Raw genomic sequence first — 12,909 nt, 5'->3', positions numbered from 1 at the left:
CCACAACCGCCGCGCGCGCCACGGCGGACACCGTCCCGCCCGCGGTGAGCCCGCGGAGAGCGTCGACAAGCCCTGCCCGGAGACCGGGCAGGGCTTGTCGACGTGATCGCCGCGCTCGCCCTTCTCTAGCAGAGCGAGGCCTCCAGCAGTTGCCGGAGGTGACGGCGCCCGGGTATGCCGAGCTTCTGGTAGACGCGGTAGAGGGTGTTGCTCACGGTCCGCGGCGACAGGACCAGCTGTTCCGCGATCTCCTTGTCCGACAGCCCCTCGGCCGCGAGTCCGGCGATGGTCCGCTCCCTGGTCGACAGGGACGCCGGCTGGTCCAGGAAGCGCAGCGCGGGGGTCTGCACCGGGTCGCAGGCGCCGAGATGGGCACGGGCCGCCGCCACCGCGGCGGCAGCGGCACCGCTGTCCCCGGTCCTTCGGCGCATGCGGCTGATCTCGGCGTACGCCTCCGCCGCGTAGAGTTCCGCGCCGGCCGCGGCGAAGGAGCGCGCGACGGACTTCATCAACGCGTGATCGCCGGTGGCCAGCGCCTGCGCGTACTGCAAGCGAGCCTGCAGATACGGCCCTTGCACGGCGACGGACCACTGTGCGCGCGTGTCCGACGCCAGGCCGATGCGCGCCATCTCGTGCACGGTGATCGCCACATCGGTGCCGGCCCCCTGTGCCTGGGCATCACGTATCGCGTTCTGCAGCAGCGCCAGAGCCGTGGCCTGGTCCCCGCGGGACATGGCGCGGTGTGCGCGCACGATGGCGAGATGCGTGTAGTGCCCGGCCGGCAGGGTGTCGAGCCGGACGTGAGGAGCCTTCCGCTGGCTGTCCGGGAGGCAGTTGGACGCCAGTTCGGCGTAGATACCGGCACGCGCGTGCCACTGTTCCCACCCCACCTGATAGGCGGGGGAGAGGACGAAGTGGGCGAGGGCCCTGCGCACCAGCCCTCGCTCGTAGAGCGTGAAGCCGAGCGCGAGACCCCTCTGGGTGTCCGTGCGGAAGGACATCCTGCGCGCGGCGTCGCCGTATTCCCGTTCGAGTATGTCCTGGGCGCCGCGCAGATCCCCCGACAGGTGCAGTGCGCCGGCCCGCAGCTCTTCCAGGGAGTCCACGTGCGGTGCCCACACGTCGTCGTCGCTCCGCAGCGCACGTGCGGCGTCCTCGTACAGCGCCAGGGCGTCCAGCGGTCGCCCCAGATGGCACAGAGCGGACATGGCGAGCACCGCGGCCTCGACGCGCGTGGCGGGACCGGCGGTGGTCAGCAGCGGAGAACAGCGGTGCAGGCAGTCCAGGTAACGCCCCTGGAAATAGTCCGACATGCCCGCCAGCAATTCCTTCGCCGGCCCCTGCATCTCGTCGATGGCCGCCTCGGCCTGGGCGTAGTCGCAGCCCAGGATCCAGGCGCGAGCCTGCCACGGCTGAAGCGCCCGCCCGACCTCGACGTCGTCCTTCTCGACCGCCTCGAGACACAGTTTGTGCAGTTCGTCGAGCGACGCGCTGGCCAGGAGCGCCTGGCCGTACAGGTCGGCGGCGCTCGCCGACCGGTAAGTGCGCCAGGCGACCCGTGCCAAGTGTGTGGCGGCCGGCAGGTCGTGGCGGCTGAGCGCATACCCGCACGCCTGGAGCAGCCGGCCTTCCGACGGGGTCTGCCCGCTCTGCTGCTCCCAGCTGACGATCCGCACGTATTCGTCCGGCTGTCTCTCGCTCTCCGGCAGTGCCGTCTTCCAGGAAGCGAGCAGCTGCTTCCGGCGCAGCGGGCCTGTCTCCTGACGCAGCACGTGGCCGAGCAACGGATCCGCGACAGTGATGTGCGCCTGTGCGTCACCCACGTGCGTGGTGATGAGCCGTCTGTCCTCGAGCGACACGAGAACGTCCGGGTCGACGAGCTCCTCGACGGCCGTGAGCCGGGCCGGTTCTGCCAGGGCAATGAGTTCGAGAGCTTCCCTCGGTGCCGTTTCGAGTACCGCGAGGCGCGCGTCCGCGAGCTTTCTGAGTACGACCGACTCAGGAATCACCACGCTGGAATCACCGAAAATGGAAGCAGGACGCTCGTTCTGGAGGGCACGGATGATTTCTCGGAGCACCGAAGGGTTTCCGGCGGACAGGTCGGCGAGCCGCGCCGCACACTGTTGCGAAATCCGTTGCCCGGAGAAATAGCCGGCCAACCGCCGTGCCGTGGAGGCGTCGAGCGGTCCTACATGGATGGTGTGCAGGTAAGGACTGCGGCACAGGGCGTCGCCGGCTCCCGTGCCCCCGGCGTCCAGGTTGACCTCCGCGAGCAGCCGGACGTGCTGACGGCACACGGCCTGCAGGAGCACCGGCACCGCAGCCGGATCGAGCAGGTGAGCGTTGTCGACGCGGAGCAGAAGGCGCAGGCGGACGGCCCGGGCGATCGTCTTCTCGAGGAAGCCGGCCGCCTCAGGAGTGCGCAGCACCTCCTGCAGCGCGGGATCGACGTCCACGGCATCCTGTCCGTGAAGCGAGACGATCTCGTCCGCCAGCCGGGACTTGCCGATCCCTGTGACCCCCGTCAGGAGGACCCCGGCCGGTCGGCTGGTGGCGCCGAGCACCCGGCAGGCTTTGTCGAGTTCGAGTTCACGGCCCGCAAGGGGCGTCGCTTCGTCGATCAGTAAAGTGTTCTGGAGTTTGGTCTGCTGATCGGTGGATGAACTGAAGGCGTGTGGGATCATCTTCTTCCGCAGAGTTCTGTGCGGGTGCCCCAGTGGACACGTACCAGATCGGGTTCCGCTCTGCCCGCCGACGGCGCGCCCGCGGAGCAATTTCCTAACGCGAGGACCCGGGTGGGTGAATCAGTCCTGCGTATGCGGCGCCGATGCCGCTCTGCATATCGCCTCCCCCGAACGAATGCTTCAAGCGTGAAATTGGTGAAAGAAGCCCACTGGTTGTGGTCGCAAGCGTGCCTGTCGATTGAAGTCGCCGGAGACATCACGGCTGAGCCGTACGAGGACAGGGTTGCCCAGACCCTGCGTCGCTGTGCCTCTCGGGCCGCCCAGAGTGACCATGCTGGGCGATATCCCGCTACGCTGCGGCATGGACGATAGGGGACCGTCGTCCACTTAGGCAAGGCGAAGGACTCCGGCCGGGCCCTGAGAACCTCCCTGCGGGGCGACCGGGAGAGCTGACTTTCTGGCACCTTTCGCCTGGTCAGGCGGCCTGCGGGGCCGCCCGGGGGCGCGCTCGGGCCTTTTGGCTTCGTGACCGCTGCGTCGGCCGGAGGACGAGCTTCAGCCCTTGACCGCGTGCCCGCCGGCGTCCGTACCGGCCCGGTCCCCAGGCGGGCCGCCGTCGGCGCAGCCTACGGCCGTCTGGGAAACGACTGGGAACCGTCTCCCGTTCTTTCCAGTCATCTGCAAGAGCGGCTGTCTACCGTGCGCGTACCGACCGCCGACAACGGGGGAGAACACATGCTCACAACGCGACTCGGACCTGAGCGGCGCCTTGCCCACGCCGCCGGTCCGGGTGCGCTGTCCCGGTGCTACGTCACCGGCAGCGCCTGTCACAGCAGGGTCAAGTCACACCAGCGCGGCGCCGCCGGGCAGGTGAGCGTACGTCGTCCGGTTCCGGGTGCCCGCTCGGCCGGTGTCGTGCGTGCCGGCCCCCGCAGGGGTGAGTGACACCGTCAACCTATGCATCTGCCGCCCAGGGCAGATGTTCTCCACCGGAGCCCACCGGTCGCGGGCGGCGTTCGCCCACACGCCCGCCCGCGCCCCGCAGCTGCGGTCCTGACGGCGAAACACCACACGTGTCACAGGTGTGCCACTCGGGCTCTGCCTCTACATGTTCGCGCACGGCCGGCTGCCGCACCTCCCTGTGCGCGCCCGCCGCCGACGCGGCTCCCGTTCGGCCTGTTCGCTTCCGCTCCGCCGGCGCACCCGGCAGCCGCGCCGACGGCACGGGATACACCTGCTTCAAACCTCCCAGCACGACTCGAATATGGAACAGAACATTCCGCGGGATGAGCGGGTTCGTTGAGTAACGATTACCTCTCCCGTTCTGTCGCACGCGAGCATATGGTCTGTTCAGCGCTGCAAGAGTTTCGCGAAAATTCACAGCGCGGCTTCATCGTCTTTTCGAGTCCATTGCTGGGGGGAGTGAGTGATCCGGTGAAGTCAGATGCGGAAACTCGGTCCATCTGCTCGGGTGGCCTCGGGGACGGTGGGGAATCGCCGCTTCACTGCCTGGTCGTCATAGGCGACACACCACTGGCTGCCGATTTCCTGGAATCCGGCGGAATCCCGCAGAACTGGCGTGTGCGGAGCGTCGACGCGCCGCAGGGCGACCTCGCCCTGTGCATCGACGCACTGACGGACTTCCTGATGCGCGCCGACAGCCCCGACCGTGGGGTACTGCTCGGAGCGGACCAGGCCGCGCACGCGGCGTTCGAGATCGCGGACCGCCACCCCGAGCGGGTGGCGGCGGTGGTGGCCCTGCTTCCCGGCGGGGAAGCGGCCGCCGCGGCCGGATCCCTGGAGCCCCCGTGTCCGGCGCTCGTCCTGTCCCTCGACGAGGAACAGGACCGCATGGAATCGGCCGTGGCCGACCATCTGTGCGAGCTGGGCCGGCCGGCCGTCGTACCGGGTACCTACCCGGTGCGGCTTCCGCCCCTGACCGCGATGCTGCTCCACGACGCCGAGGCCATGCGGCAACGCGCCGAACTGGGGCCCGTGCACCGCCTGGAGACCGCCGACGCGACCACCACATGGATCGTCACCGGACATCAGGCGGCACGCGAGGTCCTCGCGTCCCCCCACTTGAGAGGCGACGTCGAGATCACACCGGGCTTCCGGGCCCAGTGCCCCGAACTGGCCGCCGAGCATCGAGGAGGCGCCGACACGATCAGCGTCGACGCTCGTGAACACCGGCGGCTGAGGGAACTCATCGGCCGGCACCTCACGGCGGAGCACGTCGCCCGTCTGCGGGAACGCGTTCAGCGCTGCGTCGACGGCCTCCTGGACGGCCTGCCGACCTCCGAGGAGATCGACTTCGTCCGCCGTGTCGCGGTGCCGCTGCCGGTACTCGCGCTGTGCGAGCTGTTCGGTGTCCCGGAAGCCGACCGCGACTACCTCCACGACTGGCTGGTACGGCGGCTGTCCACCCCGCCGCCCGGCGCGCACGAGGACGTGGACGCCTACCTGCGCCGGCTGATCGAAGCCGGCCGGAAACGGCCCGGCGACGACTTCATCGGATGGGCGGTCGCCGCGGAAGGCGACCGGCTCGCCGAGGACGATCTCGTGTCCGCGGCCCGGCTCCTGCTGGTGTCCGGGACCCGGCCGACGACCACCCTGCTCGCCAACGGAGTGGCCGCCCTGCTCCGGCACCCCGGCCAGTGGCAGCGGCTCGTCGGCGATCCGGGAACAGCTGGGGACGCGGCCGAGGAACTGCTGCGGTTCGTGACGCCCTATCCACTCGGCCTGCCACGCCGAGCACGGTGCCCGGTCGACGAGGGCGGTGTGCGGATCCCGGAAGGACAGCTCGTCGCGGCCTCGCTGATGGCGGCCAACCGTGATCCGAGCGTCTTCGCGGACCCCGATGTCCTCGATATCGGCCGGGCCGAAAAATCCCACGCCGCATTCGGTCACGAGCATCACCAATGCCTTGGTGAGCCATTGGCCAGGGCGCTGACGAGCACAACGCTGGAAGCACTGGCACGCCGTTTTCCCGCGATGGCTCTTTCCCTGGACGGGAGAGGCCTGCAATACAGAAAAAACCGGGTGCGCTACCTGCTCGAGCTCATGGTAGTCCTCGAGCCGCGTTCATAGCGTCGATGCCCAGGCATCACGGATTGCCATATCGGGACAGGAGTTTCAACGCGTGGAAGCCAGCACCATTCCGGAACTCATGGCGTACTGCCAGGCGGATCCGGTCTTCTTCGAGCCGCCCTGGCACATGAAGGACGAGGACAGCCTTTTCGCGGCGTCCGGCCGTGCTCTTCCGGACGGCTGGCGCCGGCGGGAGAACGGGCTGTGGGTGGTCGCCGAACCCGTGGGCGCCGAACTGCCGGACCAGGGCTGGAAGATCCATGTGTCGGCGACCGATTCCGACGCCGAAACGGTCGTCGACCTGGTCATGGACTTCTGCCTGTCCCGGGGCCTGACGTTCAAGTTCCTGCGGAGCAAGGCCGCGATGCGGATGCTCAACAACAAGTACGCCAGCCGGGGCAGCAGCGGCAAACTCCTGACGCTCTACCCCCACGACGAGGAGCAGCTCGCCTCCGTGCTGCCCGCGCTGGCCGATCTGCTCGAGGGTTTCACCGGCCCCTACATCCTCAGCGACGTCCGGTACGAGGACGCCCCCGTGTATGTGCGCTACGGGGCCTTCGTACCCATGACCTACCTGTCGCCGAGCGGTGAGCAGGTGTACGCCGTCCGCACCCCCGACGGCCGGCTGGTACCGGACAAGCGCGACCCCGTGTTCACCGTGCCGGAGTGGGTGGAGGTGCCCGAGGTGCTCCGGGCGTCGGTCGAGCGGCGCACCGCCGGCGGGGACGAGTTCCCGTACCGGGTCGAGAAGCCCCTGCACTTCTCCAACGGCGGCGGGGTGTACCTGGCCCGGGAGAAGGACTCCGACCGTTATGTCGTGCTGATCGAGGCGCGCCCCCACGCGGGTGTCGACCGTGACGGCCAGGACGCCGTGACGCGGCTGAAGCGGGAACGCGACATGCTGCTGCGGCTGGAGGGCCTCGACTGCGTACCCCGGGTTCTCGACCACTTGGTGATCTGGGAGCACCACTTCCTCGTCCAGGAGTACATCGAGGGCGAGACCCTGCTGAACGAGGTCTTCGACCGCTACCCGCTGATCAGTCCCGATCCCTCCGACGAGTGGCTCGCCGAGTACACCGCATGGGCTACGGACGTCCTGGCGAAGGTGGACCGTGCGCTGATGTCGGTGCACGCCAAGGGAGTCCGGTTCGCCGACCTCCATCCCGCGAACATCATCCTGCGGCCCGACGGCCGGGTCGCACTGATCGACTTCGAGATCGCGTCGGACCTGACCGACACCCAGGCGCCTCCCCTGGGCGCCCCCGGGTTCACCGCCCCCGGCGGCATGTCCGGCCGCGACGCCGACCACTACGCCCTGGACTGCCTCCGGCAGTGGATGTTCCTTCCGATCAGCCCGCTGCAGGAGCGCGACCCCGTCAAGTACGCCACCCTGACCGACGTCGTCACCGAGCACTTCCCCGTCCCCAAGGGGTTCGGGTCGCGGCTCGTCCGCCGCCTCGGCGCCGGACACGGACCGTTCGGACCGGATCTGCCGGCCCGTATGTTCGCGGCGCAGGAACCGCACTGGCCGACCATCCGCGACTCCCTCGTCGCCGGGATCCACGCGAGCGCCTCACCGGACCGCAAGGACCGTCTGTTCCCCGGCGACCCGCAGCAGTTCGGGACCGGGGGCATCAACGTCGCCTCCGGCGCCGCCGGCGTCCTGTGGGCCCTGCACCAGGTCGGCTCCGCCGTACCGGACCACTACGTGGACTGGCTCGTGGACGCCGCTCGCCGGGCCGACAACCCGCGCCCGGGCCTGATGGACGGCCTGCACGGAGTGGCAGCGACCCTGCAGGCGCTCGGACGCCACGACGACGCCCGGGACATGCTCGGCCGCGCCCGTGCGGCGCAGGACCGCCTGGCGGCTCCCGGACTGCACGGCGGGATCGCGGGAGCGGGCCTGAGCCTGCTGAACTTCGCCCGGATCACCGGTGACGAGAGCCTGCGCGAGGAAGCGCTGGAGATGGGCGAGACACTGGCGTCCCAGCTCGGCGCCGCCGGATCGCCGATGTTCCCGCCGCAGGGCAGGGTCGGCCTCGAACACGGGCTGACCGGTGTGGCCCACTACTTCCTCCGGCTGCACGACGACACGGGCGAGGAGCGCTACCTCGACCTGGCCCGGACCGCACTCCAGCGGGAGGTCGAGCGCGGGCAGTTCAACAAGGACGGCGGTTTCAACCTCTTCTACAGCAACCGCTACCTCCTCTACCTGGGGCCCGGCAGCGGAGGTCTCGCCGTCGTCCTCGCCGACTACTTGACCAGACGCGACGAACCCGGCTTCGCCGAGGTCGTCGCCGGTGTCCGGCGTGCGTGCCGCGCGGCGTTCGTGCGTCATCCGGCGCTGCTCATGGGGCGTGCCGGCCTGATCGTGACCCTCGCCCTGCTGGGGCAGGACGAGGACCGGCCGGTCATCCGCGAACACATCCGCAGACTCTCCTGGCACGCACTGTCCCACGAAGGACACCTGGCTTTCCCCGGCAACCAGCTCCTGCGCCTGTCCATGGACCTGGACAGCGGCTCCGCGGGAGTCCTCGTTGCCCTAGGCGTCGCGTTCGACCAGAACGCGTCGATCATCCCATTCCTCGATCTGCGGAACACCGCAGTCGGGGAGCAAGGAAGGAGGTGACCAATATGGCCAACGTTCTCCAGCTCCAGTCCCTCGCCGAGGAACTGTCCGCGCACCCGTGCAGCAGCATCGTGACGTCCTACAAGACCACCTGCTGACGGGCCCGGGGCACCGGGAGCCGATCGCGGCTCCCGGTGCCACCGGATGTGCCCTGCCGGGCTTTCGTCGCACCGCCGGTCATGGCCCTGCGGAGTCTGGAACGGCCTGACGGCAGCGGAGCCGATCCCCGTAGCAGCCGCACCGCACACGTGTCTCACGTGTCCGTCCACCTCAGGGACCGCTTTGAACCCACCACACGCCGGCCGCGCCACAGCGTCGGACACACCCGGAACGTCGGAGAACCCCCCCGCGCCTTCCGCCGACACAACGCCCACCTGGCGTGTCATGCTCGGCCACATGCGGCCGACCTGGCCGCAGCTGCTTCTCGGCGGAGCGCTGAACCTGCTCACGGCCGCGGCCGGCCTGGCCGTTCCCCTCGCCGCCGAGCGGCTGATCGACGGCCTCGCCTCCGGGCGGCCGCCGTGGGACGTGCTCCTGGTGATGGGGGCGCTGGTCACCTTCACCGCACTGGTCGGGCCGCTCGGCGCGTACACGCTGCGGCGTGCCGCCGAGTCGATCGTGCTGACCGCACGGCGTCGCCTGACGTCCCATCTGCTGCGGCTGCGCATCTCGGAGTTCGACCGTACCGAGCCCGGCGACCTGATATCCAGGGTCACGTCCGACACCACCATGCTGCGGCAGGTCACCACCGACTCGCTCGTCGGCACCGCCACGGGGGCCCTCACCCTCGTGGCCACCACGACTCTGATGTGCCTGCTCGACCTGCTGCTCACGGCGGTGACCCTGGTGGTCCTGCTCGTCGCCGGCTGGATCGTCCGCTCGGTGATGTCCCGCGTCAACGAGGCCGGCATGGCGTCCCAGGAGTCGGTGGGCCTCGTGGGAGCCAGTGTGGAGCGCGCGCTGGGCGCGCTGCGCACGGTGAAGGCGTCCGGAGCGGAGGAATCCGAGGAGGAAGCCGTCCACCAGGCCGCCGAGGACGCGTGGAGCGCCAGCGTCCGCGCGGCCAAATGGCTCGCGATGGCGGGCAACGTGGCGGAGATGGCCATGCAGGTGGCCTTCTTCACCGTCCTCGCCGTGGGCGGCGTGCGCGTGGCCTCCGGAGCGCTGGAGGCCAGCAGGCTCATCGCCTTCCTGATGTACGTCTTCTACCTCGTCCCCGCCATCCAGCAGCTCGTGTCGGGAGTGAGCCAGTACAACCTCGGAGCCGCGGCGGTGAAACGCATCCGGGCCGCGGAGGCGCTGCGCGCCGAGCCGCGGAGCACCGGCGGCGACCGGTCCGGCAGCGCCGAACCGGCCGAACTGTCCTTCCAGGGCGTCCACTTCCGCTACGCACCCGAACTCCCGCCGGTGCACCGCGGACTGACCTTCACCGTCCCTCCCCGCGGTATGACCGCGTTCGTCGGCCCGTCGGGGGCCGGCAAGACCACCGTCTTCTCCCTGATCGAGCGCTTCTACGAGCCGACGGCCGGCAGCATCCTCCTGGACGGCCGGGACATCGCCGAGTGGGACATCGGCGAACTGCGCTCGGCCATCGGATACGTCGAGCAGGACGCGCCCGTCCTCTCGGGCTCCCTGCGCGACAACCTGCTGCTCGGCAGCCGGGACGCCACCGACGACGCGGTGCGGCAGGTCCTGCGCACGGCACGCCTGGACGACCTCGTCGAACGCCTGCCGCAGGGCCTCGACTCACTGGTCGGCCACCGCGGCACCAGGCTGTCGGGCGGGCAACGCCAGCGTGTCGCCATCGCCCGCGCGCTGCTGCGCAGGCCCAGGCTGCTGCTCCTCGACGAGGCGACCTCCCAGCTCGACGCCGTGAACGAGGCGGCGCTGCGGGACACGGTGGCGGACATCTCCCGGACGACCACTGTCCTGGTCGTGGCCCACCGGCTGTCCACCATCGCCATGGCCGACCGGATCGTCGTCCTCGACAGCGGCACCGTTCAAGCGGTCGGCACCCACCAGGAACTGGTGGCCACCAGCCCGCTCTACGCCGAACTCGCCACCACCCAGTTCCTCGAGGCCGCGCGGTGATCACCCCCGGCAGTCGCCACCCCGCCGCCGCCCGAGAGCTCCAGCCGTAAGGAAAGGTTCGCCAGATGCAGAGCAACAGCCCGGATGTCCCGCGTCGGCCGGAAACCGAGGACCTCACCGAGGCCCTGGGCGCCGAAGTCTGCCCCGCCGGGTTCCCTGTCATCGGCGCGCGGATGCTCAGAGACCCCGCCGCACTCGGCACCCTGCGCGACGCCGGCATGGCCCGCGTCAGTCTCGGAGGCGGTGAGAACGGCTGGATGGTCGCCGGTCACGACGCCGCCACCGAACTGCTCGTGGAGCCGGGCCTGCGCGGCGAGCACCCGCTGGCGCAGACCATGCGGACCGCGGCCGACGAGGAGGTGTGCGACGAGGAGATGCTCTTCTTCCTGCCGACGGAGGAGCACGTCAGGCTGCGCCGCCTGATCTCGCGCCAGCTCACGCACCGGCGGGTGGGCGGACTCGTCCCGCGCATCCAGCAGGAGGCCGACCGGCTGCTGGCCGAGGTCCCGCACTCCGAACCGGTCGACCTGGTCCAGTCGTTCTGCCGTCCCTTCCCGGTGGCGGTGCTCTGCGAGCTGCTCGGCATTCCGATGTCCGAGCGCCGCTACATCAGGAACTACGTCTACGGCTGGGTCGCCGAGTACGGCGAGGCCAGCTCGGTGACCAAGAGCGCCGGCATCGAACTGGCCGACTACCTGCGGGAGCTGGTCGCCGAGCGCAGAAAGGCCCCCGGAGACGACCTGATCAGCGCGATGGTCAGCGGCGACGAGGCCGAGACGCTGGAAGAGGACGTCCTGTCCGCCGTGCGGCTGCTGCTGATCGCGGGACACCGGCCGATGACCCGTCTGCTCACCGAGGGAGTGGAGCTGCTGCTGGGCGAGCGCGACCGGTGGGACCGGCTCCGCCGCGACCCCGACTGGCTGGAGCCGGTGATCGAGGAACTGCTCCGCTACGTCACACCCACCACCCTGGCGTCCCGGTACGCGAAGGAGGAGGTCGAGGTCGGGGGCGTCACCCTGGCCCCCGGAACCGGTCTGCACTGCGCCCTGGCCGGCGCCAACCGCGACCCCGCCCGCTTCGAGAACCCCGACACCTTCGACCCGGACCGGGCCGAGAACCGGCATGTCGCCTTCGGCCTCGGCCACAAGCACTGCCTGGGCGCGGCACTCACCCGCGCGGAGGTGCGCGTCGCCCTGGAGACGTTGCTGACGCGCTTCCCGCACATGGTTCTCGCCGACCTACGGCTGCCCGGTGAGCCGGAGAGAAGGCAGCTCCCGGTGGTTCTCCAGCCCGGCACGTGCCCGGTGCGGCACTGACCGGCAGCCACAGCGCGCACTGAGAGGAAGCAGAGCCATGGACGCCTTGCGCATACCGGACCACCCCCTCGAGATCATCTGGGACATCACCTACGCGTGTCCCCTGCGATGTGTTCACTGCTACTCGGAGTCCGGGCGCCGGCCGATCCGCCAGCTCGCCCCCGCCGACATGCTGCGCGTCGCGGACGCCGTCATCGAGATGGCCCCGCACGCGGTCTGCCTGGCCGGGGGAGAGGCTCTCCTCGCCCGCGGGGTCTTCGACGTCGCCGACCGGTTCTCCGAGGCGGGGGTGCCGGTCTCGCTCTTCACCAGTGGATGGTCCCTGAAGCAGGAGACGGCGGAGGCGGTCCTGAAGACCTTCGCCAGTGTGACCGTGAGCGTGGACGGCGCGTCCGCCGACGTACACGACCGGATCCGGGGCCGACGGGGTTCGTTCGCCCGCGCGATGGACGCCCTGGCACTGCTCGACCGCCTCGCCCGGGAGCGGTCGGACGCCGGCGGCTCCCGTCCCGACCTGGGCATCGACTGGGTCGTGGTGCGCAGCAACTTCCACCAGATCGAAGAGCTCGTCACCGGCATCGCGCCGCGCTTCCCGGCCCTGGACCACATCTCGTTCGGCGCCGTGGTCCCCGAGGGCCTCGCCAGCCGGCGGGACTTCGCCGATCACGAGCTGCTGTCCGACGACCAGGTCCGGCTGCTGGGCAGCCGGCAGTACGCCGAGCGACTGCAGGCACTGGCCCCGCCCACCGTCAAGATCAGCACCACCGACAACCTGGCACTGCAGATGCATCCCGATCTGATCGAGCGCGGCGTCTTCCTGCCCATCCTGCAGATCGAACCGGACGGCCTGGTACGCGGCATGGCGGCCTACGAGGGCACGGTCGGTGACGTGCTCACCGATCCCCCCGCGGAGCTGTGGCGGCGTGCGGTGGAACGCTGGCACGATCCGTTCGTCGTGGAGACCCTGAAGCCGGTGCGGACCATGAGCCAGTGGGCGGAGGCGACGCGCGCGATCGACTACCACTTCGCGTCCGAGACCGATCGCCGCCGCATCGACGAGCGCCCCGCCTACGAGCCGGGCTGAGCACGCGCCGGGTGC

The 12,909-nt window shown here is 70.1% G+C and carries 6 protein-coding genes; 5 read left to right on the top strand and 1 reads right to left on the bottom strand.

Features of this window, described 5'->3' with window-relative positions:
- Window positions 1–125: 125 nt before the first annotated feature.
- Window positions 126–2,684 carry a LuxR C-terminal-related transcriptional regulator gene (locus AB0G63_RS19050; RefSeq protein WP_360751355.1) on the bottom strand — a complete coding sequence of 853 codons (2,559 nt, stop codon included), beginning with the start codon at window positions 2,682–2,684 and terminating at the stop codon, window positions 126–128.
- A gap of 1,299 nt (window positions 2,685–3,983) precedes the next feature.
- Here AB0G63_RS19050 and AB0G63_RS19045 point away from each other — a divergent pair.
- The 5 genes from AB0G63_RS19045 to AB0G63_RS19025 all read left to right on the top strand — a co-directional run bounded on the left by AB0G63_RS19045 (window position 3,984) and on the right by AB0G63_RS19025 (window position 12,894).
- Window positions 3,984–5,774 carry a cytochrome P450 gene (locus AB0G63_RS19045; RefSeq protein ID WP_360751353.1) on the top strand — a complete coding sequence of 597 codons (1,791 nt, stop codon included), beginning with the start codon at window positions 3,984–3,986 and terminating at the stop codon, window positions 5,772–5,774.
- 52 nt (window positions 5,775–5,826) lie between these two features.
- Entirely contained in the window at window positions 5,827–8,403 is a 2,577-nt protein-coding gene (lanKC, locus tag AB0G63_RS19040) for a class III lanthionine synthetase LanKC (RefSeq protein ID WP_360751350.1), read from the top strand.
- A gap of 396 nt (window positions 8,404–8,799) precedes the next feature.
- Complete coding sequence (locus AB0G63_RS19035; RefSeq protein ID WP_360751348.1) at window positions 8,800–10,494, top strand: ABC transporter ATP-binding protein; 1,695 nt, start codon at window positions 8,800–8,802, stop codon at window positions 10,492–10,494.
- A gap of 65 nt (window positions 10,495–10,559) precedes the next feature.
- The gene (locus tag AB0G63_RS19030; RefSeq protein WP_360751344.1) at window positions 10,560–11,810 is read left to right on the top strand and encodes a cytochrome P450; all 1,251 of its coding nucleotides are present in this window, start codon (window positions 10,560–10,562) and stop codon (window positions 11,808–11,810) included.
- Window positions 11,811–11,847: 37 nt separating this feature from the next.
- Window positions 11,848–12,894 (top strand): radical SAM protein, encoded by a 1,047-nt coding sequence (locus AB0G63_RS19025; protein ID WP_360751341.1) that lies wholly within the window; start codon window positions 11,848–11,850, stop codon window positions 12,892–12,894.
- The last annotated feature ends 15 nt before the right edge of the window (window positions 12,895–12,909 follow it).

Source organism: Streptomyces sp. NPDC020996 (assembly GCF_040641355.1).
Lineage (GTDB): Bacteria > Actinomycetota > Actinomycetes > Streptomycetales > Streptomycetaceae > Streptomyces.
Note: the sequence above shows the minus strand (reverse complement) of the source record. Positions and strands in the feature narration are given on the sequence as shown.

What these genes read in the sequence shown, in the direction of transcription:
- AB0G63_RS19035 (WP_360751348.1), top strand. Translation starts at nt 8,800, where the DNA reads ATGCGGCCGACCTGGCCGCAGCTGCTTCTCGGCGGAGCGCTGAACCTG.
- AB0G63_RS19030 (WP_360751344.1), top strand. Translation starts at nt 10,560, where the DNA reads ATGCAGAGCAACAGCCCGGATGTCCCGCGTCGGCCGGAAACCGAGGAC.
- AB0G63_RS19050 (WP_360751355.1), bottom strand. Translation starts at nt 2,684, where the DNA reads ATGATCCCACACGCCTTCAGTTCATCCACCGATCAGCAGACCAAACTC.
- AB0G63_RS19025 (WP_360751341.1), top strand. Translation starts at nt 11,848, where the DNA reads ATGGACGCCTTGCGCATACCGGACCACCCCCTCGAGATCATCTGGGAC.